The following is a 26,737-nucleotide window of genomic DNA, read 5'->3' on the forward strand; positions in this document are numbered from 1 at the left end:
GAAACTGTCAGATGGACCGGCCAGGCCCCGCGAATCCGCCGCCGAGCCGCGTTGCGGAGTGCCGGCTCAGGGTGTGGCGAGCTGTGTAAGTGGCGTGGCGGGGGGTGGTTTCGACACGGCGCCTCGCTCCGCTCGGTGCCGGCTCAACCAGCGGGGGGCGGCTGCCTGTTTCGCTCGGTGCCGGCTCAACCAGCGGGGGGCGGCTGCCTGTTTCGCTCGGTGCCGGCTCAACCAGCGGGGGGCGGCTGCCTGTTTCGCTCGGTGTCGGCTCAATTAGCGGGGGGCGGGTGGCTTCGACACGGCGCCTCGCTTCGCTCGGTGCCGGCTCAACCAGCGGAGGGTGGCTGTTCGCTGCCGTCGACTGCTCGACCGGCACGTGCTGGCTTCGCATCGCGCTCGACGGGCGATTGATGGTGACTTCGATGTCACCGGTGGTCGGGCCGTCGGGGACAGTGTCGAGCGCCTCCACATCAGACATGCCACCGCGTCGGCGGTGGAGTAGCAGCGCGATCAGTGAGCCGGCGAGCGCGCCGGCCACCGCGCCGATGCCGAGAAGAATCGGGTCGATGAGCTGCTCACGCACGGCGCCTTGGGTGTTCGGGTCGACGACCACCAGGCGCAGCGCACCCGGACCACCGCTGGTCGGTTCCTGCAGAGCGGTGACCGTGCCGACGAGTTCCTGGGCGAGTGCGGTGGACAACCGCTCCGCGTCGGCCGACGTCGAGTTCTGGACCGAGACATCGAGGATGACCGTCTGCGGCGGGACGCTGACCGAGATCTCGGAGAGGAACTGTGGCAGCGAGATGTCGACTCCCGACCTGTCGATCGCCCGCTGCGCAACGGTCGGATCGGTGGCGAGCACCGCGAATGTCTGGATACTCGCGCGGGCCGCCTGATTCCCCTGGTAGGCCTCCAACATGTCGGAGGTGCCGGTGGCGATGTACGTCCGGACGGTCGCCACGTAGGTCTGGGGTTGTAGCAGCGAGTACCCGATGGCCGCGATGAGACCGATCAGGGTGAATGCCACGACGAGCATCCATTTCGCGGCAATGACATTGAGGACTTTCATCGGAGCTCCATCTGTGACTCGGTGGGCACCTCGTGACTGCGCACGGGTGGAAGGGATCGGGGCGAACGGTGGTGGTACAGGAAGTACGGGAGGAGTGCCGCGAACGGCGCGATGCCGAGGAAGTACGGGACGTACACCGCCTCCAGCGAACTGAGGGCGAGGATGGTGCTGAAGTAGGCGAGTAGATACGCCCGTGTGGTGCCGTCGGTTGTCTGGACAACCTTGACGACGGCGGCCAGGACGATCAGTACGACGCCCCAGACCCCGACCGAGAGGAGGATCTCAAGCCAGCCGTTGTGCGGGGAGTAGTTGGCCTTGAACAACAACGACGCGCCGGACTCCACCCAGAACGCCGGGTTGTGGCCGAAGAACCACTGGTCGGGGATCTCCCGCAGCGCCTGGTTCCACAGATAACCCCGCAAGCTGTAATCGGCGTTGGTGTAACCGATGTAGAGCGGGAACAGCGAGTAGACCGCGCTCGCCACGAGTGCGAGACCCAACATCAGGTTGCGCACGCGAGAGGTGATCGACGGGACGGCCAGCAGCACCCCGAGCACGCCGGCCACCGCGATTCCGCCGAATGCCGTTCGGCTGCCGGCCAGCAGGCCGATCAACACGACCCCGGCGACCGCTGCGAGCACACGCCACATGGCCACTCGATATACGGCGAACGGCAACAGTGCCGTGATGGTGATCCCCGCGAGGTTGCCGTTGCCGGCGAACGGTGAGGTGAGCACCGCGCCGAGATCGGTGCACTTGTCGATTCGACATGCGCCGACGACCCGAGAAGAGTTGAACAGCACCGAGACCAGCAGGATCGCCGTCGTCGCGACGAGGGCGATGCGGGCGGACCTGGCCACGTCGTCGAGCTCGAAGGATCGGTAGCGGAACACGAATCCCATCAGCAGCGCCATCGACATCAGGAGATTGACGATCCGGCCAGACCCGTCGACGATCATGGCCGCGCACGCGTACACCATCAGTAGCGCGAGAACCGCCGCCGAACCGTCGATGCGGAAGTCGTGGGTGGCCACCGCATGCAGTGCGGCCGCCACGCTGATCGCTGCTGCGGGGCCGTACAGCAGGACCGCGAAGATCGCGCCGGCGGCGTCGGCCGACGACCACAACGCCGGGGCCACGGCGTAGATGACGATGACCGGCCACGCCGTCAACGCGATCAGCCAGCTGCACAGGAACCGATCGACATGCTGAGCCCACAGCCTGTCGTAGGCGACTGCTACGAAGAGTCCCAGTGCCACCAGCAGCGTCGCGAAGATCATGGTCATGACGCCCACAACTCGCGGAACGACGCCGGACTCGTGCCCGGGGCGTCCTCGTACAGTTCCCAGGTCGCCCAGCTGCCGCCGAACTCGGCGATACGGTTGTCGGTGAACACGATGGACGTGGCGTCGGGCAGATAGACCTTCGCCCGATCCCCGTCCAGTTCGATCTCGAACCGGGCCGCGTCACGATCGAACGCGGTCCGGTAGGTGCCCTGGCCCAGGATCGTCTGTCCGGCGTCACCCGCCTGCCAGATCGCATACGACCATCGCGTCCGGGTCGCGACGAAGTGCACCGCGGCGTCGGGTGCTGCGTCGGACTCGTTCTGCGGGACCGGCTTCGCGCTGACGAGTAGGGCGATCGCCCCGGCATCGTCTCCGGTGAAACTCACCGTCGCGCCGATGCGGGTGATCCGGACGGGCGAGAGGTCGGTCGAGATGTACGACGCCGCACCGGATGCCGACGACGTGCCGTGCAGCAGACGACCGTCCGAGACCCGGAGCGGGTGGCTGTTGCGGCCACGTTCGACGGCGACGAAACCGGGAGGCACGGCGGCCGCGGTGGCGTAGTCGACGTGTACGGCGGCGCCCTGCGCCGACGCGACACGATCGTCGGATCGTTCGGCCTGAGCCGCGGTGTCGCACGCCGAAACCAGGGCGACGACAGCGGCGGCCAGCAGCGCCAGGGCCGTCGTCGTCGACAGCCTGGACTTGGAGGTCGGAACCATCAGAATCCCTCGACCCCCCGCACCGGCGTCATGTACGACGACCGGTACCACCACTTGCATTCGGGAAGGTCGCGTCGCCACCGTGCCGGAGCGCCGGCATACAGTCCGGCGTCGCCGATGGCGGCATCCGTCGACGCGGTCACCACCGAGCCGGCGGCGACGAGCGAATAGGGCGGAACGGCAGCGTTCTTGAGGATGAGACAGGCGGTCGCCGTGAGGCTCCGCTCGCCGATCGTGATCGTGCCGATCGTGGTCCGGTCCTCGACGATGTCGATCTCGTGGGACTGCAAGAGACTTCGGGTGCCGCCCACCGCGCTGTAGGGCCCCATCTCGATCCGGCCCGAGCAGTCGAAGTAATGACGGTTCGTGACTGCGGCCTGTTCAGCCATCGACAGGACCCCGGCGCGGTCGCTGAACTTCTGATACGACGGCGCGGACGTGAACTGGTTCAACCGGCCGATGAAGTTGTCCTTCTCGAGTTCGACTCGTGCCATCTGCCGAAAGATGTTGAACGGGGCGATCACTCCGCGGTCTCCGATGCGGAACGGTCCGCAGCCGAGCACGAGGTTCGGTCCCAGGCTGACGTCGTGTCCGATGGTGTTGCCGAGGGCACGCAGCGCTGCGTTCTTCGCCTTCGACGCGGGGAGCAGCCAGACGATCAGGCTGAGCCACTTGTTGGGTCGCTTCATGGTGTCCTCCAGACATCAGCGGGCGGTGTGGGTTGGGGGAGTGGTCGGTGGGCGCGGCGTCGGGTGACCATCACGGCCAGCGCCAGTACGGTCAGACCTGCCAGGGTCGCGAGCAGAGCGGTGCGCAGCAGCGCCTCGGGGAATGTCTGACCGGCATCGGCCGGCCCGAGCACGAGCGATGCAATCGGCGCGGGTGACTCGAGTTCTGCCAGCGCTGCGGTGAATTCACGTCCGACGCCCATGGCGGCAGCTTCGACGGTGAGCGCGTCGTCGCCGCGGACGGTGAAATCCATGATCGTCGTCTCGGGTGGGGCCGTGATCGACACCGCACGGCGGAGGTCGGCGGGACTCATCGCGATGTGGTGGGTGTCGATCACCCGACGGAGGAAGTTCTCGCTCGTGACCAAAGACGAGTACGACTCGATACTCCGCGTCAGGAGCATCGTGGGTGCGGGATCGAAATCCTCTGGCGGTTGCAGTGCGTCGCGTTCATAGGTGAGTACGACGCGCGACGTCGCCTGCACCGTGTCGTGTTGGGACGAGTACGTGAGCATCCCCATCGTGAGGATCAGTCCGAGGCAGAAAATGACTCCCAGAGCGGTCACCATGCGGCTGACCCGCACGCGATCACGGGTGGCTCGCAGCGGGCTCATGCGCATGTGCCTTTCCGCGCGAGACCTTCGAGGACGGGCGTCATGTGCTCCGCGATGAGGGCATGCCCCTCGTCGGTCGGATGACGCTGATCGGCACCCACGATCGAATGGTCGCGGGGGGCGGAGTACCACCCGGATCTGTTCGGATCGATGAAGGAGACGCCTTGCCGCTTCGCCGCGTCCGCGAGCAACCTGTTGGCACGCAGATAGTCCGGGCCGATCGGGCCGTCGTGGATCCAGGAGAGTCCGACGATCACCACGCGCAGATCCGGTCGAGCTTTGCGCACGGCCCGGATGGTGTCGTCGACCGCGGCGCGGTACTGCTTGGACGGATGCGAGAGGTCGTTGCCGCTGCCGACGAGCACGATCGCCGACACGTCGGGCGTGAGCAGTCGTTGCGCCTCGGAGGCGAACGTGGTGTGCCGGATACCGGTGGTCAGGTACCCAGCGCCGCCCCGGCCGGACACCCGCAACAGCACGGGGCATGTGCCCGGTCGGGCGTCGGACAACCGGCCCTGGGCGATGCGCGTCCAGTTCGAACTGCCCTTCCCGCCGTATGTTGTTCCCTCGGTGAAGCTGTCACCGACAACGAGGATCTTCACCGCCGCATCGGTGGTCGCTGCGCCTCCGACCCCAGCGCCGTTCGCCGACCGCGACGTCGATGCGGCGGAGGTGACCTCGACCCCGGCGCTGTGCGCCGCGGTGTCGGTTGCGGGTTCGCGGGCGACTGCGAAGGCCACTCCGGCGGTGGCGGTCAGAACCACGACGGTGACCGCCAGAAGTGCTTTTTCCCAATGAGTTCGGATGAGTCGGGTCATTCTCCCACCTTCGTGGACGTCGGAGAGCAGGGCAGCGAGTACGAGGAGTTGACCGGCGATGGGCGCGAGCCAGATCGCGCCGACGTGGTCGAGCGCGCCGGCGAGGAGCAGAAGGGCCAGGGTGGCCCCACCACCCAGGACGATCGCTGCGGTCACCGTGTCGGGGCGTCCCGCGGCGATGTGCTTGGCGCTGATCGCCTGCGAGAGCGACGAGATCCCGGCCGCGATGATCACGCCGGTCAACAGCAGTTGAGCGGGTTCGTATTTGGTGCCGACGATGTGCACGACGGCCCAGGCGGCCGGCCATGCCGCGAGGATCACGACGACGCAGTAGACGATGACGAGGTTCCGGTAGCGGCGGTAGATCCGGTCGAACGTCGACGCGTCGTCGACGGTGCGGGCGAGTTCGGGGACCGCAACTGTCGACAGCGCGGCGGACAGCAGGGTGAGCGGCCCGGTGACGCGTGTGGCCATCGCGAAATAGCCGACGGTCAGCGGGGTGGCGAAGACGGCGAGTGCCGAGACCTGTAGCTGTGCCAGTGTTCCCGACATCGCGAGCGCCCAGTAACGGACGGTCTCCGCACCGGGCCGGCGGAGTTCACGGGTGGCGCGCCGCAGTCCCCGGACTCCGATGGGAACCGCGGGCACCACCAGTGCGGTCACCGCCGTGCACGAGAAGATCACGGCGAGTGCGGCTGCATCGAGGCCGATACCGGACAGCGCCAACCCGCACCACACCACGAGGGGTACGGCACGCGGGACGACGATGAGGCAGCTGGCGGCGGTGTGCGTATGGGTGCCGGCCAGGAAGCTCTGTGCGAAGTTCTGGACGGTGTCGGAGTAGGCGAACACCACGCCCGCAACGACGATCGCGGGCAACCCGGCGAACAGCAGACCCGCTGTGGCGACAAGGAAGACGCCGGAAACCGCGACGGTGTGCGCGACGTAGAGAGCTGCGGCGGTGGGGGTGTCGTCGGATGCGCTGACACGCATCACCCGGATCGGTGCACCGAAGCCCGCGGCGAGGCCGACCACCACGCCGAGCGTGTAGGCGAGGATGTACTGCCCGAAGGCGTCCACGGGCAGTGCTCTGGCCAGGAGCAACAGAAAGGCGCCGAGCATCGCGGAACTGGCCACCCGGGCCAGAATCCGTACGGTGGCGTCGGTGCGCAGCCGTTTGTCGGCGTGACCTTGCTCAATGGCGGAGGACACCGCGCAACCTTCGATAGCCCGGCGTCAACCGGATGCGGAACACGAGGAACGAGACGAGTTGCTCGGCGGTGCCCAGGAGGCCCAGCAGGCGTTCCGTCGGTGACGTCGCATATCGCAGCCGCAGTCGGAACGACTCGGCGAGGAAGGTCCGCCACAGGTTGGCCGACTTCGAGGCGTCGTGAAAACGCAGGGCGCCGAGCGGAACCGGCATCGACTGTTGTACCGGCGCGGTTTCGGCGATACGGAACTGCAACGAGTAGTCCATCGTGCAGTGCAGATGCTTGTCGAACCCGCCGAGCGACTCCAGATAGTCGCGGCGGATGATCACCGACCCGGAGAATGACGCGCACGTGGACCGTCGCAGCAGGGTTCGCGTCTCGATGGGCTTGCCGCGGTACGTCCCGACCACATCACCGGCCGCCCGGAGCAGTTGATGATCTCCGGTGAGCACCGTCGCGCCAGGTGACTCACGAACCGCGGCACGGATGGCGACAAGTGCTCCCTCGACGAGCACGTCGTCGGCGTTGAGCCAGAGCACCCACTGTCCGGTGGCACGCGCCAGCGCTCGGTTGAGGGCATCCGATTGACCCTCGTCCGCCTCGATCACGGCTTTCACCCGCGGGTCCGTCTCGGTGAGAGCGGCGATGAGGTCTTGGGTTCCATCCGTGGAACCGGCGTCCTGGATGACGATCTCGTCGTGTGGACCCAACTGGCGCAGTGCCGACCGGATCGCCGGCTCGAAGTGAGCACCCGGATCGAAGGACGGAACGAGGACGGAGATGCTCACTGTCTCCACGCTGTCCGTCGTGTCGGTGAGCTCAGCTGACCGCATCGTAGTGCTCCTCCAGTTGTTGTGCGATCGACGTGATGCCCCAGTGCTGTTCGACGGCGCGCCGCCCCCGCAGGCCCTGCGCGCGCGCCCGGTCGGGGTCGGCGAGGAGACCGGTCAGGGCCGCGGACAACGCGTCCATCGAGGCATCGACGACGAGGCCGGCGTCGGCATCGGCAATCAGACCGGCGAATCCGCAGGTGTCGGTGACCACCACCGGCAGCCCGGCGGCCATCGCCTCGAGGACCGACATCGGCAGCGGTTCGTGGATCGACGGGAGAACGTAGATCGTGGCCTGTGCGAGTCGACCGGCCACCCGGTCGGTGGCGATCGGCGGCTCGCGCCGGACGCGGTCGGCGACCTCGGCGTCGTGCGTCGCGCGGAAGGTGCGCAGCACCGCGTCGACGGCAGGCCCATCGCCCTCGTCGGGTCCGATGATCGTGAAGCGGGCCGCGAATCGCGGCGCGAGGTCGGTAGCGACGCGGGCGAAGGCGACCGCTCGCTTCCGGGGATGCAGCCGGGCGAGGAAGAGGACCTCGGGTAGTCCGTCTCGCGGGGCTGCCGAGACCGCGTCGGGCAGCGGCACGCCGTTGCCGAGGTAGGAGTAGCGGGGTGAATCGCCGACCGCCGTTCGCAGCTTCCGCAGCTCGACGTCGTTGAGATAGAACGCCGTTCGAGCGTCGCGCACCGCCGGGATGGTGAGGGTCCGGTCGATCACCTGATAGGGCAGCGACGGCCGCGGATTGACCATCCCGTGTGTCTGCACATGAGTCGGGACGTTGCTCCTCGACAGGAGGCGAGCGGCGGGAAGGGTCACGAAGTCACGTCCGAGGTGGACGTGGGCGACGTCGAAAGTTCCTGCGTGTGACCGTATCCAGCGCAGCATCGACGGCGCGACGATGCGCGAGCAGCTGTGCCCGCGTCCGACGGTTCGCGTCGGGAACGTGTGGACACGAACACCCGGCACGTCGGGGACCGACGCCGGCCCGCCGCGTGAGCCGGCGATCAGCGTGACGTCGTGTCCGCGTGCGGCCAGCGCGCGGCTCTGGTTGACCGCGACGGTTGCGGGCCCGCCGAACTCGCCGGTCGGTGACAGGAGTGTGAGTACCTGCAGGATCTTCATGGCCGGCCGCCTGACGTCGCCCGACGCGACTTCGCCGAGATCGACGGGATCACCACGGCGCCGGCCGGAACCTTGGTACCGGGTTGCAGCACAACACCCTTCAGCACCGTGACCCCGTTGCCGAGGTGGCATCGCGCACTGAGGACGACCGACTCGCTCGTGCGGGTGAAGGTGGGCGAGCGGTGATCGTGCCCGCCCGAGCAGATGACCGTGCGTGGGCCGAGTGAGCAGTCGGCGCCGATCGACACCGGTTCGGGATTGATGATCCACACATCGCGGTCGATGCGGACCCCGTCGTCGACGTCCAGCTTCCAGGGGAAGTGGACCCGGAAGCTCCGGTGGATGTCGCACCTGGCGCCCACCCGCGCGCCGAAGGCGCGTAACACGGAGGAGCGCAGCAGCGTGCCGCCCACCCCGCACCGGAGCACGGCACCGACACCCAGCCAGGTGACCATCCACACGCGATTGCGGCCGCGATCGGACTTGTCGACGATGTAGTCGCGCAGGCGTCGGGGTTCCAGCTCGGACAGTATCTCCGAGCGTGCGGTTGTCGTGGTCGGCGTCGTCACGGTCATACCCGCACCGAGGCATGGTGGGACAGCTTGTGCAGCCACATCTCGAACCTCTCGACGGCGGCGTCGGCGCCGAGGACTTCGTGCGAATACCGTTCGCCGGCTTCGCCCATCGTCTGGGCCGCGGTGGTGTCCGTGGCGACCCGTGCGATCGTCGACAGCAGTGCGGCGGGGTCGCCGGCCGGGACGACGACGCCGGCGCGCGAGCGCCGGACCTCGGCAGCCGTGATCCCCTCCTCGGAAACGGCTGCCACCACCGGGATTCCGTAGCTGAAGTAGGTGGTCAGCTTGCTCGGCAGGGACATCTCGACCACGCCGGGTTTCTCGTTGACCACCAGGACGTCGGCGGCGGACAGCATGAGGTGGAACCGGTCGTCGGGCAGCGAGTCGACGAACGTGACGTCCGTGCAACCGCGTGCGCGGTCTTCGAGGTGCCGGCGCTGGTTGCCGTCCCCGACCAGATACAGGTGGACCTTCCGCGCTGCGGCATCGGGTGATTCGGAGACGAGGCCGGCCGTCTCGACGAGATTCTCCAAGCCCTGCTTCTGGCCCATGTTGCCGGCATGGACCGCGACGATCTCGTCGTCGGGGATGCCGAGCTGGGCCCGCGCGATGTCGCGGGGCGCGCGTGGCGCGTGGCGCACCTGCGTCCAGTTACGGACATGGGTCACCACCGCCGGGTCGACGCCGAGACGGTCGACGATGATCTCGCCGAAGCGCGGGTGCACCACCGCCACCTCGTCGGCGGAACAGAGCGCGAACCGCTCGAGTCTGCTGACGAGGCTGCGACTGAGGCCGCCGCCCGCGGCCGCTTCGCTGACCGCCTGGCTGTACAGGTCGTGAACCCAGACCCCCATCGGCGACAGGGTGCGGCGTCCGACCTTGCGGCGCATCATCACCAGCGCCGACGCGATGAGCGGAGGACTGGCCATGACGGTGACCGCTTCGGGGCGCAGATGTGCGACGATGGCACGCAGCCCGAACTCGAGTTCCATCCGCGAGCGAGGCACCAGCGCAGTGCCTTCCGGGATGCTGTGCGGTACTCGCACCACGATGACCCCGTGATCGACGACGGTGGACGTGTAGTCCGACATGTCACCGTCGAGCCGCCACTGCGGATAGTGCGGATAGCCGGTGATGACGCGCACGCTCCACCCGCGGGCGGCGAGGCGCCGGGTGATGTCGGTGACGTAGGGCGCGATACCGGTGACCTCGGGGGCGTAGTTGATCGCGATGAAGTCGACACACTTGCGGCTCCCGGACCGAAGCGGTGGCTCGACGTCGCCGCTCACCGGGCCCGAAAGGCGTCCGATTCGATACGATGGGGATCGTGTTAACTCAGTTGTCATCGCTGGCTTGGCCTTTCGTGATGCGTGCGATCGGGTGGGTGTTCGTACCCAATTCCCTTCGCCTGGCGGTGCTTCGGGTGTTCGGTGCGCAGATCGGTCGCGGTGTGCTGATGCGGCCACGCGTACGGGTGACCAGTCCGGCACGGCTCGCGATCGGCGAGGACTCGTGGATCGGCGAGGCGGTGACTCTCGACAGCGCCGGTTCGATCCGGATCGGCGCGAACGTCGTGGTGTCCCAGGCCGCGCTGTTGCGGTGTCCGGCCGATGCGCGCGGGGAGCTCGTCGTCGACGACGGTGCGTGGATTGCGTTGTGTGCGCGGGTGACCGGCCCGGTGACGATCGGCCGACGCGCGGTCGTGGGCGCCGCCGCGGTGGTCGCCCGTGACGTCGCGCCCGGGACTGTGGTGGTGTCGTCCGCGATCACCGATGACTCAGATCCGGACATCGCCGGCCCCGACCTCTGAGCAGGGGTCCATATCGGGGTGGTGAGCTGCGCGGTACCACTCGACGACGTCGGCGACACCCTGCTCGAGACTGATCGTCGGCCGCCATCCCAGGCTGTGAATGGTGCTGATGTCGAGCAGCTTTCGCGGTGTCCCGTCGGGCTTGCTGACATCCCACTCGACGGCGCCATCGTAACCGACCGCGGCGGCGACGATCTCGGCGATCTCGGCGATCGAATGGTCCATACCGGTACCGATGTTGACCTGGCGCGGATCGTCGTGATTCTCGAGCAGGCACAGGCAGGCCTCGGCCATGTCGTCGGCGTGGAGGAGCTCGCGACGCGGTGTCCCGCTTCCCCAGTTGGTGACGCTCGGCGCGGCCCCCCGGCGCGCCGACTCGTAGCGACGGATCATCGCCGGGAGCAAATGGCTCGTCTCGCCGGAGAAGTTGTCGTTCGGCCCGTACAGGTTGGTGGGCATCGCGGAGATCCAGGGCAGCCCGTACTGGCGTCGCGTCGCCTGCACCTGCATGATCCCCGCGATCTTGGCGACCGCGTACGCGTCGTTGGTCGGTTCCAGGGCGCCGGTGAGCAATGCGTCCTCGCGGATCGGCTGCGGGGCGAACTTGGGGTAGATGCACGACGACCCCAGGAACAGCACGCGCTCGACGCCATATGCGGCCGCCGCGTCGAGGACGTTGACCTGGATGCGCAGGTTCTCGGATAGGAAGTCGACAGGCCAGGCGTTGTTGGCGGCGATTCCGCCGACCCGGGCGGCCGCCAGGATCACGACGTCAGGTGTGTTGTGCGCGAAGAACTCGAAGACGCTGTGCCGGTCACGGAGGTCGAGCTGACGGCTGGTCCGCCCGATGATGTCGGAGACACCGCGGCGCCGCAGCGCACGCACGATAGCAGAACCGGCGAGTCCGCGGTGGCCCGCGACGTACACAGAGGTCAGCGGGTCGAGTGGGCCGGGCTCCCAGCCGCGTCGTCGAACAGATCGAGTCATGACGCCCGGCTCCAAGCCACCAGGTGCGGCGTGTCGATCCATTCCGTGCCTTCGCATTTCAGGGCCGCGATGTCGGCGTCGACCATGATGCGAGCGAGTTCCGGTGCGCGGACCGCGGCTCGCCACCCGAGGTCCAGTTCGGCCTTCGACGCGTCGCCGATCAGCGAGTCCACTTCAGTGGGGCGCAGGTAACGTTCGTCGAAGACGACATGGTCGCGCCAATCGAGGCCGGCGTGGTCGAAGGCGTGCTGGAGGAAGTCGCGGACGGTGAAGGGGACGCCGGTCGCGAGTACGTAGTCGGAGGGTTCGTCGGCCTGCAGCATCCGCCACATGCCTTCGACGTACTCCGGTGCGTAGCCCCAGTCGCGCACCGCGTCGAGGTTGCCCATGTAGAGGTCCTTCTGCACGCCGGCTTTGATCCGGGCGACGGCACGGGTGATCTTGCGCGTCACGAATGTCTCTCCACGACGAGGTGATTCGTGGTTGAACAGGATGCCGTTAACCGCGAACAGGCCGTAGGCCTCGCGGTAGTTGCGGGTGACCCAGTACGAGTAGACCTTCGCCGCGCCGTACGGGGAGCGCGGGTAGAACAGGGTGTCCTCGTTCTGCGGCGGGGGAGAGGCGCCGAACATCTCCGAGCTGGACGCCTGGTAGAACCGGCAGCGGATGCCGGCCTGGCGCACCGCCTCCAGCAGTCGGACCGAGCCGATGCCGGTGGTGTCACCGGTGTGCTCGGGCTCGTCGAAGCTGACGCGGACGTGTGACTGCGCGGCCAGGTTGTAGACCTCGTCCGGGTCGATGGACGCCAACAGGGTCACCAGTCGCGCGCCGTCACTGAGATCGCCGTAGTGCAGGAAGAGCCGGGCGAACGGGTCGTGCGGGTCCTGATAGAGGTGGTCGATCCGGGCGGTGTTGAACGACGACGAGCGACGGATGAGTCCGTGTACCTCATAGCCTTTGGACAGGAGCAGCTCGGCGAGGTAGGAGCCGTCCTGACCGGTGATCCCGGTGATCAGGGCCTTTTTCATGATGCTTCCTTCGAATGGTGTCGATCCGTGGTGGTGGTGCGGAGGGTGGTCGGACGCGGCGGTCAATAGGCGCCCCGGCGGGACAGGACCGCACTCGCGGTGCGCCAGAGAATGGCGAGATCCGAGGTCAGGGACCAGTTCTCGACGTAGGAGAGATCGAGACGCACGGAGTCCTCCCATGAGAGGTCGCTGCGTCCGGAGATCTGCCACAGGCCGGTCATGCCCGGCCGGACGAGCATGCGCCGCCGGACGACGAGGTCGTAGGACTCGACTTCCTCGCGTAAGGGCGGGCGTGGACCGACGAGGCTCATGGTCCCGCCCAGCACGTTGAACAACTGCGGCAGCTCGTCGAGGCTGTAGCGCCGGATGATCCGGCCGACGCGGGTGACCCGCGGATCGGTGTGGAGCTTGAAGAGGACCCCGTTCCCGTCGTCGCGGACGGCGAGACCGGCACGCATGGTGTCCGCGTCGACGACCATCGACCGGAACTTCCACATGACGAACGGGGTGTTGTCGGTGCCGATGCGTTCGGCGCGGTAGAACACCGGACCTCTGCTGTCGAGCTTGACGGCCAGTGCGCACAGCACGAGCAGCGGCGAAAGAATCACCAGCGCAACCACTGTCAGGGCCTTGTCGAAGGTCTGCTTCAGGAAACGGTTGGCACCCTTGTACCGCGGACGATCGATGTGGAGCAACGGGAGCCCCGCCTCGGGCCGCACGGTGATCCGCGGACCGGCGACGTCGATCAGTCCCGGGGCCACGAGCATCTCGACGTCGCAGTTCTCGAGTTCCCACGACAGTTCGCGCATCGCCCGGTGTCCGAGTGCGTCGGCAGACGTGACCGCAACGGTGTTGGCGCCGCAGGTGCGGACCAGTTCGGGAGCGCGGCCGTAGCCGGCGAAGACCGGGAGGTCGGTGCACCCGAGGTGGGTCGCGAGTCCGGAGGACCCCGTGCCGGCGGCGGCGCCGGGCACATCGGTGAGGCACACCCCGACGACCCGGTAACCCAGAGCGGGGTTCTCGTCCAGCCGCTCGATGAAGGCCCGGGCGGATGATCGCGAGCCCACGACCAGGACCGATCGGAGGTATTGTCCGGTTTCGCGGCCCAGCAACAGATGTCGTCGCCAGCCCCATCGACCGACGACCAGCATCAGGGTGCCGGCCGGCAGCGCGATGGCGATGAAACCGCGGGCGATACCCAGCGCGAAGGCCACGTCGACGATCGCCCAGACGCCGAAGCATGCGAAGCACGCGCTCAGGACACGGTGATACTCGACCGGCCCGGCGCCGAGAATGCGCGGGTCACCGGACTGGGTGACGCGCAGCGCTGTCTGCCACCCCGCGATGAGGGGGACGGTGACCAGGAGTGCGGGGATACCGTCGCGGCCGATCGGCCGGAATGGGTCGGCGCCGAACCGCAGGAATTGCCCCGCCAGGACGGCGATCGAGATGAGTGCCAGGTCGGTCCAGGCGACGTGGCGCGCGTACGCGACCAGCCATCGGTGCGGCGTCGTCGGCGTCGCGTCAGGAGCACGCTCCGTGCCGATGAAGGCACGCGTGACCCGGTCGATGGGAACGCTCATGTACTCCCCCTGAGTGAAACAAACAGGCGAACGGCCGGTGTATTCGAGCGGCCCATTGCCTTGGCAAATCGGAACACTACAACGCATTCCGCGCCATTCACACGGTTTCTTTTCGACGTTGTTCCGGTCCGTGACACCGCATTATCGAGAAAGGCTGGGAAGTGGGACAAATGACTCAATGCCCGACGTCGGGTCGATTCATCTGTTGTTGTCGCATCGGCCCGGAATCGTTTGTCACGTGATTCTTGTCGACTGTCTCGAAACGCGATCAGCGTGTTGACACGACAGCGATGGGGCATCTTGGCGTCGTCTGTCGGTGGTCTGAACTGCGGTTACTGTGCGTTCGTGACCTACTGACGAGTACGACAAAGTGCTGCTCGACCTGTGACGACGATCACCCTCGATTTTCGAGTTGACAATCCCAGGTTGATGAACCGCGGTTGACTATTGACCGCAGATGTTTGTGAATCGGTTTTTCGAGCCGTTGGGGATGCAATCCGAACGCTTACGAATCACGCCGGAAAAGGGGGTGCCGATAGGGCGTCTGAGGTGAAGAATGCTTTCGCGTGGCGGTTCGTCGAAGCGCCGTAACACGTCGATGAGTTGGCACAGATTTGTACCGACGCGGCGTGTCTGTTGTCCGCTTCGCGCTGTTTCAGGCGTCGGATACTGCACCTGCGGACGGTGAGTCGCCTTGTCGTCGGAGACGCGTCCGCTGCGCAGGTCAAACATTTGCGATGCGAACGTATTTCGTCGGTGGGCGGCCGTCATCGTCTGTTCGGACCAACTGGGGTGCATCTGCGCACGACCCGGTGTCTACGTGTGTCAGCGTGGGAGGAGCCCGAAGTCATCTACGGAGGTCCCGCTCATGAGAAAGCTAATCGTCCGGCTCGGCGTGGCGGTGACAGGCGCCGGGATAGGTCTGGTGATGGTGACATCCCCGGCTGCCGCCGCATCGTCGGCGCGCGTGTCCCTGGCAACGCCGGCCCCGAACACGGTCGTGTCGACGATCGTTAGTGTGAAGGACAGTGACCAGCGCTGTTATGTCAGTTTCTATGGTCCTGCCGCGCATCAGAGTCCACGAGTTCGGATCATGCCGTATGGAACGTCGGCGATCAGGACGACCGGTTTGCCCGCCGGCCGATACTCCGCTTACTTGAACTGCGGGGCGCTACAGGTCAGCAAGCAGAACCTGACCGTGACCGGAAAGTCCTCGGGGACGCCGACGAGTGTTCTGGTGGCGCCGGAACGGGGCTCATCGCTGAGCTCGGTCGTAGACATCTTCGGGTCGTCGTGACCGCTCAGTCGGCGGACAGCCTTGTCGTCGGCAGTTCGTCGCTCGAGGAGGGGTCTGCCCGTAGGCCGTGGGTCTAGAGTGCTCGCGCGATCAGATTTGCGATCGCACGGCTTCCGAGAGGCGTCGGGTGGCGGGGTTGGGTCTGGGACTGTGAGGCGTTCCCTTCGAACCAGCGTGCTGGGCCGGCGCACGCGTCGTGTCCGACCGCGGCGGAGGCGACGTCGACGAAGGCCATCGATCGTGTGATGGCGGCGGTTCGGAGGATGGCGTCGAATCGTTTGAAGAAGGACTGGAGGTAGGCGGCGTCGGCGTTGCTGATGTTGGCCTGGCCGGGGCAGCCTGTTCGGCCGTAGTAGCCGCCGTGACCGACGAGGACCACGCGAGCGAAGGGTGCGCGGGCGGCGATGGTGCTCAGAGTTGCGCCGATCTTCGGTGCGACTGCGGTGAGGGCGGAGGTCATCCGGTCGGCCATGGCTCGGTCGTGTCGGCACCGGGCGTCTTGGCCGAACCTGGGCGTGAAGCAGGAGGAGACGATCGACCACCAGCGGAGGTCGTTGCCGCCGATGGAGAGAGTGACCAGTCGCGTGGACCATGACAGTGCGTTGATCTGGACGGGCCGGGCGCCGAATGATGTCGTCTGTCGGCGGGTCGTGACGTCTGCGGTGGTGGCGTTCACACAGGCAACGGAGGTGAAGTTCATCCGGAGCTGGGAGGCGAGGTGCGTCGGGTAGGCGTCGCGTGTACGTCCGCACCCGTCCGGATGCTGTGCCGAGGTCAGCGTCGGCGCTGCGGCGCGTGAGTCTCCCAGGGCGACGTAAGCGGGTGCCGCCGGCGCGGCGAGAACCGACGGTACCGACATGCAGCTGATCGCGATGGCGAGAACGGCGACGAGTGCGAGGCGGAATCGGGTCACGGCAGGAGTATTCCAGCCGTGTCGGAGAACGTTACGAGGGGTCTGGGCACCGTCTGAGAGGCCGGTCCGAGGGCGCCCTGTGGCCGACTGAGAACAGCCCGTTCAGTCGATACAGAGCTTCGAGTCGACGGGCTAGCGTCGGTGATGTCAACACGCGGTCCCCGAGTCGCGAACGGATGTGATCCGTGCAACATTGCCACCGTGGTCGAGGGGCGTCGGTCATGATTGCGCCATGGTGGTGCGACGGGGCGAGCGCGCGCGGATCGGAGTCGTCGATGATCACCCGTCGATCGTCGCCGGGCTGCGAGCGATTCTCGGGGACCAGCCGGACCTGGAGTTCACCGCCGGCGCAGCGACAGTGTCGGAGTTGCTGACAGTGACCCGGGATCTCGATTTGGTCGTCCTCGATCTGCGGTTGGAGGACGGGAGTTCACCGCAGATGAACGTCGACTGTCTCGCTGAACTCGACATCCCGGCTGTTGCCTACACCTCCGGAGACGAGCCCTATCTGGTCCGGTTGGCAGCCAGTGCGGGGGTGAAAGCGGTGTTGCGCAAGAACGTTGACGACGACGTGCTTCTGGCTGCAATCCGGGCGGTGCTCTCGGGCGAGGAGACTCCGACGGTGGATTGGGCTGCTGCGATAGATGCCGACGACGACTTCGTCGACCTACCACCACAGCTGCGACGTGTCCTCGAGCTTTATGCCGCAGGTGAATCCACGGCCGGGGTTGCCAAGTCGATGAGTTTGTCCCCAGACACGGTCAGTGACTACGTCGGTCGGATCAGAACGAAGTACGCCGCAGTGGGGCGACCGGCGCCGACCCGGCAGCATTTGATGTTTCGAGCGATAGAGGACGGATGGTTACCGATACCGCGGCGGCTTCGACGGCGGAGATAGCGTCTGATCGCGACGTCGCACTCGACGAATCCGCAGGCGAGCGGATTCTTCGGCAGTTCGCTGTGTTCATCGCCTGTGGCTACTTGGTGTACCTGGTGCTCACCTCCCCGGCTATCGCGGCGTCACTGGCAGTGATGCACATGTGGTGGACGGTCCCCGCGCTGGCTGTCGTGTTCGGTCCCGGGCTCGCGCTGGGGCCGCTCGCGTGGCGAGGGTCGGCTCGAGCGCTACGGGTGTGTGCAGGGGTTGCTGCCGGCGGATATCTGATAGCGGTGGCCACCTGGGGTTTCGGCTGGAACGGCGCGCATCTTTCCGAAACCACCGGCATATGGTTCTTCTCTTTTTGTGGATTGGCTGCAATCGCCGCCGCGTTGGCCATGCGTCCGACCTACGCCTTTGTCGTGCTCGTGGTGGTGGTGGTTTCGACCATCACGATCAACTATGTGGCCCGCGACGTCGCACGCAGCGGGCTGTTCGTTCCGGACATGGCGTGGGCATTCGCCTTCTCGCTCGTGTACTTCGCCGCTGCCGTCATGGGGATGCGTACCGCAACCGTTCTCGATGACACGCGGGCGCAGGCCTATCGAACGGCGGCGGCCGCCGCGGCGTCACAGGCTCGTGCCAACGAGCGGCAACGGTTCAATGAACTCACCCACGACGGCGTCATGGCGACCTTGCTGGTCGCTGCTCGCCGCGGGTACTCCACGCAGTTGGCAGCTCAAGCCCAGGCCACCTTGCACGCGCTCGATCGGATCCGAGGCGACACCGACACCGACGGCACGATGACCGCCGACGTTGTTCTGACGCATCTCAGTGAGGTGACGGTCACGGTGGACCCCACCCGGCGTTTCGAAGTTCGCCGGACAATCGACAGCTCAGACGCCGGCTATCCCGCCACGGTGGTTCGTACAATCGCGGCAGCGGCAGCGGAGGCGGTCCGCAACAGCGGCCGTCACGCGCGGGCGTCGACGACAATTGTCTCGGTGGAGATCACAGATGACCGGCTGCAGATAGAAGTAGCCGACGACGGGCATGGTTTTGATCCGTCGACGGTGCCGGCCGATCGGCTCGGAATCGCGATCAGCATTCGTGAACGGATGTCGCAGATCGGTGGCTCCGCCACCATCGAGTCGGCGCCGATGCGCGGTACTCGTGTGTGCTTGGAGTGGGCACGGTGATGGTGCCCCCGACCGGTGGGCGCGAGGACATTCGCGACCTGCTCGGAATGCGAACGCGCGGTGCATGGCTCATCATCGGCGGCTACCTCGCCGCGATGGTCATCGTGACCGTGGCCACGGTCAGCAGTTACACCACTCCCTGGGTGGCGGCGCTGGGACCAGTCATATTGATTGCCGCGACGCTCGCGCTCGTCCTCGTCCCCGGCGATCCACTCCCATTCGGGACAACTCTGGCGCTCACCGCTTCGGGGCCTGTGGCCTGCGCATTGGTGTTGTCAGCCACCCCCGCAGTACTCAGTTCGTCCCTGCAAACCTGGATACACGGCGGCGGAACCGCCGTCTACTGCTTCATGAACGTTCGCGGCCGGCGGATCGCGCCGTGGATCGGCTTGCTCGCAATGGTGCTCGTGTTCGCTTTGTGGGCCGCCGCTACCGGTCGGGGCGCCGCGTATGGCATCAGTTTTGTTGCCATCGACGCAGCACCCCTGGCCATGGCAACCCTGCTGTCGTTCACCCTGCGGCCTACAGCGAAAGCCGTGTTCTCGTTGCGTGCTCAAACAACCGAACGCGTCGCCGAACTGGCGGCGCAGACCGCCGGCGCCGATGAGCGCGCGAAGCAAACGCGCCACCTCGACCGCCTCGCCCGACCCATGCTCGAGAAGATCGCGTCAGGCGAACCCCTCACCACAGCAGAGCGAGCCGAGTGTGCATTGCTCGAGGCCCACCTACGCGACCGGCTCAGAGCACCGATCCTGTCCACGCTCGAGCTCGACGACGCCGCATACAGCGCACGGCAGCGGGGCGTGGAGGTCATCTTTCTCGACGACTCCGGAACGCCAGAACAGGACCCCGCCGTCATAGCGTCAGTGCGTGACGCCGCCGCACACGCCCTGCAGGAGGCGGCCGGCGGGCGCGTATGCGTACGCATGTGGCCATCCGGCCGGGAAACCATGGCCTCGGTACTCGTGACCGATGCCGCCGGCACACGACGCACCGAGATCGCAACTAGCCACGTCGAGGAAAACCCAACTCCCGGAACCTAGGCGACTGGACGCGCGGCATATGTTCGCCTAGCTAACGATGCCCCCCGGGGTGGTGGCACCATCGCGGGTGCCCCCACAAGATCGGTCTGTTGCCGGCACCGCGACCGTCTTAACGTCACTCCCATCAGCCACAGCAGACCAGCAGGAGTGCAACGATGACGATTCAGGCTCTTGATTCGGTAGGGCGGCCTGCCCTCAGCAAGCGCGAGATCGAGGTGCTGACCGTGTGGCTCGCGTGTGATTCCAAGCAGCAGGCCGCCCGACGACTCTTCGTCGGTGAATCCACGGTGCATACTCACCTCACTCGGATCCGCGACAAGTACCGAGTCGTCGGCCGACCCGCGCCGTCGAAGATCGCCCTGCTCATCAGGGCCATCGAAGACGGAATCTGCACCCTCGAAGAGATTGCCAGCCTTACTGCGTTGTTTGACAAGGCAACTGAAGCGCAGCGCAGGCAACAACATCCGAGTAACGGTCGGCACCTCGCCTGAAGAGACCCCGCGATGATCTGAACGTCGTCAGAGCGCGTTCAGGATCAAATGTGCGATTGCGCTGCTTCCGAGGGCATCGGATGGCGGGGCTGCGCACCTTCTTGTTCACGGTGTCCTATCCGTCGAACCGCAGCCACGCCCAGGCCTGACGGAACCCGTGCCTGAGGTTCTTGCGAGCGTAGATGCTCACGCAACCCGGCATCGGGGTCGGCAGTGACTGCGCTTGCGGTAGTTGACGATAGGCTGAGCGGAGCTTCTTGGCGGAATCGGCGTCTATGCCGCCGTACTGGCGGCGCCAGTTGTACAACGTTGCCGCCGACACGTTCAGCTCAGCGGCGATCTCCTCGCCGGTTTTGCCTTCGGCCGCCAGCTCAACATTTACTCCGGCCAACTCGCAGAACGCCTACACTAATTGAAATCAGGAGGGCCGGTTCCTTCCTTCAAGGAGATCCAAACAGGGCCTCATCTTGTGGCGCCGAATACCCATTTTGAAAAAACGTCAGGAAATTGAACGACACTATTCTTGATTCGGCTGAATAACTGCTCGATAGTTTCCCCGTATGCAATTTGATCTTCGTAGCTTGTTGTTTCTGCAAAAAAGAACATCGCATGCAGCGCGAACGCGTATCCGAAGGCGACTAAAGTCAGCCATACCGTTTGATCGAAAAAGAAGTAAGTGGCAAACGCACCAAGCAACATAAGAATGGCTACCATGAGAACTTTAACATTCTCCATTTGTTTGAATCGGCGCGCTAAATTGCGAGGTCGTCTGCGGTACACGAGAGTATCGAAAAGACCGCTAAATCCAATCAGTATAAGCGCGAACATAACGACGGCTAGGGTTTCTAATGCTGGCCCGCCAGCGGGTACCGAAATGAAAGCAAATAGCCACGATGCGACGGTGAGACCCTTGATCGCGTCCCTTTGTGAACACGCCAAGGTCCCTGACTTCAAGTCACGCTTTCTTGGCACAAGCCCCGCCAGACTGTCTGACTTCGCAATTTCGGGAGCGATGTTCAAAGAGGCTCCTCGTCTGAGTAACCCTGCCCGCACAGCACATAACATTAGATGGCTGGCTTGAAGTAGCCGCGTCGACACAGTAGTTTGTTCGGGTCTGGAGCCCGGCCCTTTGCGTTTGTGAATGAACCGGCTAGATTCTGCAGACCATTGTTGACTAGTTAAGAAGTATTCTGCGAATGAGATCGTAACGGTTGCAACTAGTATGCAAACTAGATTTTTCGTGGTCCATTCTGCAACACTCACGCATGCCACCGCGCCGAATCGGATCGTGTATCCAAGCGGAATTGTCGCTAAGAGGAGATTCTCAATTCGGAATCTTTTGGGCACTGTGTGAAAATCCGGTCTGTCGATCTCTTTGGACTTCAGAAACTCATAGCAGATGGTAAGAAATAGAACACCAACGGCGGCCGCGGCGGTAGTGATTCGGGTCCGCTCGGAAGTTGGTGTCAGTGCCAATACAAAGACGACTGCGAGCAACCGAATCAAGAAAGACTGAAGAAGTAATGCTCTTCTGGAGTCGGTTGCATCAAATCCTAGTCTTCCGCGCATACCGGACTCGGGATGTGCCGCATCCCGGCTGGAGTCCCGTATGTCGTTTATTTGATATCGGATTGCGTAGAATACTAGCTCAATCGCTAAGGCGCAGAGCAGTCCCTCGATAAGAATTGAACTCAGCTCCCCGTTTAGTGCCCAGCAGACAACGACTGCCGATAGGGTAATCGCCGGTTTTGGAAGCATCTGCATTATGCGGCGAGGGTATACAATGAACCGGACAAATTGACGATTTTGTGCGCGCGAAGCTGACGAATGTCGATCAGCTGACGAGCGTGCTGTTTCGAGTGCGTCCGTCCACAGCGTTTGGGTGCTGCGCCGAGTATCCCACAGCGAACTCCGTACAAACCTCAAGAGGACTAAGAAGATCGCAAAGTACCCCAGGCTTGCGGAAAACTGCAGCGCAGCACCGTCAATTCGAGCGATTGGTATAAATATTGAGAATGCGAGTATTGACATGCAAATTGCGATCATTAAGAAGTTGAGAGGCCGCGCGCTGATTCCGGGCCTTGAGGACACGACGAGATGTCCGATGAGATGTTCGGACGAAGGCGCCTTGCGGGTAACTGGTTCGCCCGTAGGGCCTATCGCGCTAAACCTTGTGTTGGTTAACTGATGTAGCGCCCGCTCCAGGTCGGTGATGTATACGCCGAGTGTTGTCATTCGGACGACGGTAAGCAACACCACTATAGCGACGAGAAATCCTAGCATCGGCATAAACGCATACACGAAATTCCAGTCCGACGGAATGCAGGTCGCTGTCGGTCCCCGGAGTGCGTTTGATGCCCCGTCTACCGTAGTGCTCGAGTTTCCTGTCCAAGATCCATTGGATGTCCATGTGCCAGTGCTTCGGTGTGACAGCTGTAGCTGCTGATTCCCTGGCTGGCACGGCAAAGGGAGGTTAATCAGTGCTGCTACCAAGAGCCCTGAGCCGAGTACCGCCGATGTAAGCGCGGCTGTCAGGCTTGAAGATTGCTTTTGCGCGGCTACGGACAATTCAGCTTGAATAACGTTAAGGTCGCGCTCAAGACCTTTATCCGCGGTCACAGATCCTCACTTTGAAGTCGTCGGAGATTTTATCCTAGTCAGCTAGGGGGCGTGGAGCCGCGCGATTCATCGCAATGCTTGTAGCAGGTTGCGAAAAGTAGGGCGATGACGATCACCGTACGGCGTGTTCCTGTGCTCCGGTCCGTAGGTTCTAGCCTCGAGATTATCTTGCGGCCACGGTGTCTGGTTGAGGGGCTCGGACGTGGTGGTCTGAGGACGCGAGGCCGGACCGAGGCCGTCATCGGCACGCCGAGGCGTCGGTGGGCTTTCGTCAGGCGTGGTCCGAGGCTTCTACCGACTAGGGCCGGCGCAGTTGTCGGGCGTCGAGAGGCCATCGGTCGATGGTTGTCCTGCACCAACGTGCTACAGCGGCCACCAATCATCAGCTTTCGCGGGCTGCTCGAGCACCCCTTCGAACGCATCGCGGAAGTCGTCGTTCAGGCTGATTTCGGCACCTATCGACAGTCCGAGGCCGAGCGCGGTACCGACGACAGCGCCGATGTTCAGACCGACCAGTGCTGCGGCGGGACCCCCGACGACGCCCAACAAGACAGCGCCCGTCGCCGCGAACACCGCCGGAGTTGCGGCGCTGAGCAATTCGATCTGCGCGTGCAGCTCCTCGTTCGGTGTATCGGCATCAGTGAGCTGTGCGGTAGCGATTCCGAGGCTCAGGAGTGTCCCGATTGGACCGATCGACTTGAAGACATACTTCGAGTGCTTGAGGATCGGGGCGTCGTTGGACACTGTCTCGAGTTTGCCGAGCTGGTCGCTCAGCTTGTCGGCGAAATCCTCGAAATCGTCGTAGGCGAGCATCGTTGCCCAGACTTCACCCAGGTTGCGAACGAAATCCAGTGACCCGAGGAGCTCGAGCAAGAAGTTGTCCGCGTCCCCGATGGAGACCGGCTCGTCGTCGGCGTCGTAACCAGGGAGCTCGTACTCGCCGTCACCTGGAATCCACTGTCCGGGCTCACCCCAATCGGGCCCCTCAGGTTCGGGTTCGGGGGCGTTGAGGGCGTCTTCATAGTCTTGCAGCATCTGTCGGTAGTCGCCGAAATGCTCAGCCACCGAGGAGTCTTCGAGTTCATCGACAAAAGCGAGGGACTGCTCATAGTCGTAGTGGTAGTTGACCACCAGCCGCCCATGTCGTTCGAGAGGGGAGTCAGGATAGGAGATGCTGTACGCGGTGAACACCAGGATCTCGCCGCGTCCATCATCCACCCAGATCACGTCAGTGGTGTCCATGACGCGAACCACTGTCTCCGTTGTATGAGTTCCGCCGTGTCCGTCGTCGCCGATGACGGTGATCGTGTCGGCGTAGTAGTCGTACTCCACGTCGGGGTTCGGCGTGTAGTAGAGGACGCCGTCCACGATTGTGACCGTGCCGCCGAGCTGGGAGGTCGCGGAGACGATGGTGACCGTGTCGCCGTCCCTGTCGGTCACGTCCACGGCATAACGTCCGGTTCCCGATTCGACCGTGCCGGATGGAGCGTAGAGGTGCACGACCGGCGGCTGGTTGTAGTACGGCACATGTACGTTGATCGTCTCGGTGACCGTTCCGCCGTGGCCGTCGCTGAAGGTGACAGTGAACTGATCGTCGTAGGCGCTCTCGTGCGCGCGGACCAGGTCGGGCAGGTACACGACCGTGTAGGTGCCCGGGACCGGCACGGGTGAGCCGTGTATCGGTCCCGCTTCGAACACTTGCTCTACCCGGAGTTCGCCGTAGGTGGGGCGATCGAAGTCGCTGATTCCAATGGTGTCGCCGTCTGGGTCGGTCACCACCAGAAGCCATTCGCCCCGACCGATGTCGTCGAGGCGGCCGGTGACCGACTCGATGACGGGCAGCTCGTTGATGTTGTCGAAGCCGTAGGAGACGAATCCCGGCGCCAATCCGGTACCGCCATGCCCGTCGGAGATCTGAATCAGGAACTGATCGTCGACGAAGCCTTCGTGCAGGTCGTTGGGATCGGTCGGCGTGTAGGTGAAGGTGCCGTCGCCGTTGTCGACCAGCGTGCCGCGGGTCGGTGGCGTGTGGACACTGAATGTGAGTGCGTCGCCGTCGAAGTCGAATCCGCTGACCGTGTAGACGCGCTCGCGTTGGTCGGCCGGCTTCGGCAGCGCGACCACTTCGCCTGTCGGTGCATGGTTTTCCGGCAGGGGAGCATCTCGGAGCGGGATTGCCGGGTAGCCGTCGTATGGTGGGGTGCCGATGATGGTCCCGCCTACCGGAGACGACATCACTCCGCCGAGCAGCACCGGCTTCCCGTCGGCGCCGCGTTCGGCTTGGACCGAGACGACTGCGAGTCCGCCGGGGACGGTGCCGTACACCTTGGACTCGCCCGGTGCCAGGACGTCGAATCCGAGCAGTTGCCCACCCGGCGTACTCTGCGTGACCGCGATCGTGCCGGTGCCGTCATTGTGGACACGGATGTGGTCGTCATCGACGACGGAGTAGTTGACACCTGCGGTCTCGGGGTTGCCGTAGGACAGCTCGAAGTCGCTGCCGCCCGTCGCCAGATCGTCGCTGGGATCCAGGAAACGATCACCGGGGTCGAGGTCATCGACATCAAGGGGAGTGGTTCCCTGCAGCGGAAGCCATCGGCTCTGGTCGGGGTAACCCTCTGTCGCCGGTGCCACCAAGACCTGGCCGCCCGCGGTCATCACCTGTGCGATGATCACGCCCCGGCCGTCCTGTCGCTCCGCCTGGACCCAGTACGCATTGAAGCCCAACGGGTTGGTGGCGGTCTCGTCAATGGTGTGGCTCTGCCCGGGCCGGATCACGGCCAAACCCTGCTCGGACCACACCCCGTGGTACGGGCTGATGACCGCGATGTCGACGTCGCTGTCGTTGTGGATCGTGACCGATCCGTCCTCGCCGACGCTGTAACTCGTCCCCGGCGGAGGTGTGGCATCGACGTCCTCGGCCCACCCGCCGGCCCAATCTGAGTCGGAGGGGTCCAGGAAGCGGTTGTCAGGATCGACCTCGTCGGTACTGGACAGCGCGACCAGGGACCGGTCGAAGAACCGCTGGACTGTCGAGCTACTCAGACTCAGGATGCCGGCCTCGTCGTCCCACGCGTGTTTGGCCAGCGAACCTTCCGTGATGACTCGCGCCGGCAGGAAGCCGCTTTCGCCCGGTCCCAGCAGCGCCGCATAGTCCTGCCCATTGCCACGTCCGCGGCGGCTCAGGACCCCCAGCATCATGGCGCTCTGGTTGAAGAGGATGAGCCCCTCGGTGCCCGTCCCGTGCGTGAGTTGATAGAAGATCGACCCCTCGTCGTCGACTTCGACGATCGGTGCAGCCGCAGTGATGACCGGGTCGGACGCTGCGGTTGCCTCGCCGGCGTCGACTGTAATCTCGAACGCCGGCGGGGTGGTGTGGTCGACAAGCGGGTCGCGTAGGGGTGCGTGCGTGTCGGTGTCGACCGGTTCGGCGGAGATGTTGTCCGAAGGGGCTTCGTCGGTGGTGTCTTCGGCGGTGTCATCCGATGCAGCATCGTGATGCGGAGCGTTCGAGAACCACGGTGAACCAGTCGAGTCGGCAGGTTCGTCCGGAGCCGGTGACTCGGCGGGTGCAAACTCCGGCGTCACAGGCGTGTCGCTAGGAGACTCGGGCTCGGCTTCCGCACCCGCAGGGGTGGTGTCGTCGTCGGTGGCTGTGACGTCCGTGGAAGGGTCGACGCCATCAGGGCTTGACTCGTAGTCGCTGGTGCCGCTGTCCTCCGTGTCGACCGCTTCAGTCGAGACCTCGCCGATCGTCGAAGAGTCGGACGGTGTTGCGCTCGCCTCGTCGTCGGCGGCCGCGACCGCGACGGGACCGGCGACGAACAGCGCGGCGGCGATGCCCGACGACGCGACCACGCGACGTGTCAGGGTGAACCTCTTGATCGATGATGTGGACATGCAGTGGCTCTCCC

General features: G+C 65.0%; 23 protein-coding genes. 6 read left to right on the forward strand and 17 right to left on the reverse strand.

The window, feature by feature from the left end; all coding sequences use genetic code 11:
• Positions 1-7: 7 nt before the first annotated feature.
• The 10 genes from ACFW3F_RS05270 to ACFW3F_RS05315 are packed head-to-tail and all read right to left on the reverse strand — an operon-like array spanning position 8 to position 10,265.
• Complete coding sequence (locus ACFW3F_RS05270) at positions 8-1,069, reverse strand: capsular biosynthesis protein (protein ID WP_388055029.1); 1,062 nt, start codon at positions 1,067-1,069, stop codon at positions 8-10.
• Positions 1,066-2,355, reverse strand: a complete 1,290-nt coding sequence (locus tag ACFW3F_RS05275) for an O-antigen ligase family protein (RefSeq protein WP_388055031.1) — start codon at positions 2,353-2,355, stop codon at positions 1,066-1,068. Before ACFW3F_RS05275 ends, ACFW3F_RS05270 begins: the two co-directional genes overlap by 4 nt.
• The gene (locus tag ACFW3F_RS05280) at positions 2,352-3,077 is read right to left on the reverse strand and encodes a hypothetical protein (RefSeq protein WP_388055032.1); all 726 of its coding nucleotides are present in this window, start codon (positions 3,075-3,077) and stop codon (positions 2,352-2,354) included. Before ACFW3F_RS05280 ends, ACFW3F_RS05275 begins: the two co-directional genes overlap by 4 nt.
• A complete protein-coding gene (locus ACFW3F_RS05285) occupies positions 3,077-3,766 on the reverse strand; it encodes an acyltransferase (RefSeq protein ID WP_388055034.1) in 690 nt (229 codons plus the stop codon). Before ACFW3F_RS05285 ends, ACFW3F_RS05280 begins: the two co-directional genes overlap by 1 nt.
• Positions 3,763-4,419, reverse strand: coding sequence for a hypothetical protein (locus ACFW3F_RS05290; RefSeq protein WP_388055036.1), 657 nt, complete (start codon positions 4,417-4,419; stop codon positions 3,763-3,765). Before ACFW3F_RS05290 ends, ACFW3F_RS05285 begins: the two co-directional genes overlap by 4 nt.
• Entirely contained in the window at positions 4,416-6,449 is a 2,034-nt protein-coding gene (locus tag ACFW3F_RS05295; protein ID WP_388055038.1) for a GDSL-type esterase/lipase family protein, read from the reverse strand. The genes ACFW3F_RS05290 and ACFW3F_RS05295 overlap by 4 nt, the downstream gene beginning before the upstream one ends.
• On the reverse strand, positions 6,433-7,281 hold the full coding sequence (locus ACFW3F_RS05300) for a glycosyltransferase (RefSeq protein WP_388055040.1): 849 nt from the start codon (positions 7,279-7,281) through the stop codon (positions 6,433-6,435). The genes ACFW3F_RS05295 and ACFW3F_RS05300 overlap by 17 nt, the downstream gene beginning before the upstream one ends.
• Positions 7,268-8,401, reverse strand: a complete 1,134-nt coding sequence (locus ACFW3F_RS05305) for a glycosyltransferase (RefSeq protein ID WP_388055042.1) — start codon at positions 8,399-8,401, stop codon at positions 7,268-7,270. The genes ACFW3F_RS05300 and ACFW3F_RS05305 overlap by 14 nt, the downstream gene beginning before the upstream one ends.
• A complete protein-coding gene (locus ACFW3F_RS05310) occupies positions 8,398-8,976 on the reverse strand; it encodes an acetyltransferase (RefSeq protein WP_388055044.1) in 579 nt (192 codons plus the stop codon). Before ACFW3F_RS05310 ends, ACFW3F_RS05305 begins: the two co-directional genes overlap by 4 nt.
• Positions 8,973-10,265, reverse strand: coding sequence for a glycosyltransferase family 4 protein (locus tag ACFW3F_RS05315; protein WP_388055046.1), 1,293 nt, complete (start codon positions 10,263-10,265; stop codon positions 8,973-8,975). The genes ACFW3F_RS05310 and ACFW3F_RS05315 overlap by 4 nt, the downstream gene beginning before the upstream one ends.
• 77 nt (positions 10,266-10,342) lie before the next feature.
• Here ACFW3F_RS05315 and ACFW3F_RS05320 point away from each other — a divergent pair, with 77 nt between their 5' ends.
• Positions 10,343-10,786 carry an acetyltransferase gene (locus ACFW3F_RS05320; RefSeq protein WP_388055048.1) on the forward strand — a complete coding sequence of 148 codons (444 nt, stop codon included), beginning with the start codon at positions 10,343-10,345 and terminating at the stop codon, positions 10,784-10,786.
• On the opposite strand, the gene ACFW3F_RS05325 is transcribed toward ACFW3F_RS05320, so the two are convergent.
• From ACFW3F_RS05325 to ACFW3F_RS05335, 3 genes are all read right to left on the reverse strand, one after another.
• On the reverse strand, positions 10,754-11,773 hold the full coding sequence (locus ACFW3F_RS05325; RefSeq protein WP_388055050.1) for a GDP-L-fucose synthase family protein: 1,020 nt from the start codon (positions 11,771-11,773) through the stop codon (positions 10,754-10,756). The two genes, ACFW3F_RS05320 and ACFW3F_RS05325, sit on opposite strands and share 33 nt — an antisense overlap.
• Positions 11,770-12,801 carry a GDP-mannose 4,6-dehydratase gene (gmd, locus tag ACFW3F_RS05330; protein WP_265968725.1) on the reverse strand — a complete coding sequence of 344 codons (1,032 nt, stop codon included), beginning with the start codon at positions 12,799-12,801 and terminating at the stop codon, positions 11,770-11,772. The genes ACFW3F_RS05325 and gmd overlap by 4 nt, the downstream gene beginning before the upstream one ends.
• A 62-nt stretch (positions 12,802-12,863) precedes the next feature.
• Positions 12,864-14,384 carry a sugar transferase gene (locus tag ACFW3F_RS05335; protein WP_388055052.1) on the reverse strand — a complete coding sequence of 507 codons (1,521 nt, stop codon included), beginning with the start codon at positions 14,382-14,384 and terminating at the stop codon, positions 12,864-12,866.
• Positions 14,385-15,252: 868 nt separating this feature from the next.
• Here ACFW3F_RS05335 and ACFW3F_RS05340 point away from each other — a divergent pair.
• Positions 15,253-15,681, forward strand: a complete 429-nt coding sequence (locus tag ACFW3F_RS05340) for a hypothetical protein (protein WP_388055054.1) — start codon at positions 15,253-15,255, stop codon at positions 15,679-15,681.
• Positions 15,682-15,754: 73 nt separating this feature from the next.
• On the opposite strand, the gene ACFW3F_RS05345 is transcribed toward ACFW3F_RS05340, so the two are convergent.
• On the reverse strand, positions 15,755-16,594 hold the full coding sequence (locus ACFW3F_RS05345) for an SGNH/GDSL hydrolase family protein (protein WP_388055056.1): 840 nt from the start codon (positions 16,592-16,594) through the stop codon (positions 15,755-15,757).
• Positions 16,595-16,826: 232 nt separating this feature from the next.
• Here ACFW3F_RS05345 and ACFW3F_RS05350 point away from each other — a divergent pair, with 232 nt between their 5' ends.
• From ACFW3F_RS05350 to ACFW3F_RS05365, 4 genes are all read left to right on the forward strand, one after another.
• A complete protein-coding gene (locus ACFW3F_RS05350) occupies positions 16,827-17,492 on the forward strand; it encodes a response regulator transcription factor (protein WP_388055058.1) in 666 nt (221 codons plus the stop codon).
• Positions 17,493-17,764: 272 nt separating this feature from the next.
• Complete coding sequence (locus ACFW3F_RS05355; RefSeq protein WP_388055060.1) at positions 17,765-18,670, forward strand: sensor histidine kinase; 906 nt, start codon at positions 17,765-17,767, stop codon at positions 18,668-18,670.
• Between the two features lie 95 nt (positions 18,671-18,765).
• On the forward strand, positions 18,766-19,713 hold the full coding sequence (locus ACFW3F_RS05360) for a hypothetical protein (RefSeq protein ID WP_388055062.1): 948 nt from the start codon (positions 18,766-18,768) through the stop codon (positions 19,711-19,713).
• A 155-nt stretch (positions 19,714-19,868) separates the two neighbouring features.
• The gene (locus tag ACFW3F_RS05365; RefSeq protein WP_388055064.1) at positions 19,869-20,204 is read left to right on the forward strand and encodes a LuxR C-terminal-related transcriptional regulator; all 336 of its coding nucleotides are present in this window, start codon (positions 19,869-19,871) and stop codon (positions 20,202-20,204) included.
• 115 nt (positions 20,205-20,319) lie between these two features.
• Here the strand turns inward: ACFW3F_RS05365 and ACFW3F_RS05370 are convergent, their stop codons facing one another.
• From ACFW3F_RS05370 to ACFW3F_RS05380, 3 genes are all read right to left on the reverse strand, one after another.
• Positions 20,320-20,595: a transposase gene (locus ACFW3F_RS05370; RefSeq protein ID WP_388055066.1), complete on the reverse strand. Its 276-nt coding sequence runs from the start codon at positions 20,593-20,595 to the stop codon at positions 20,320-20,322.
• Between the two features lie 71 nt (positions 20,596-20,666).
• Positions 20,667-21,224 (reverse strand): hypothetical protein, encoded by a 558-nt coding sequence (locus tag ACFW3F_RS05375; RefSeq protein ID WP_388055068.1) that lies wholly within the window; start codon positions 21,222-21,224, stop codon positions 20,667-20,669.
• 1,962 nt (positions 21,225-23,186) lie between these two features.
• A complete protein-coding gene (locus ACFW3F_RS05380; protein WP_388055069.1) occupies positions 23,187-26,723 on the reverse strand; it encodes an Ig-like domain-containing protein in 3,537 nt (1,178 codons plus the stop codon).
• Between the last annotated feature and the right edge of the window lie 14 nt (positions 26,724-26,737).

It is taken from the genome of Gordonia sp. NPDC058843 (assembly GCF_042743165.1).
Taxonomy (GTDB): Bacteria; Actinomycetota; Actinomycetes; order Mycobacteriales; family Mycobacteriaceae; genus Gordonia.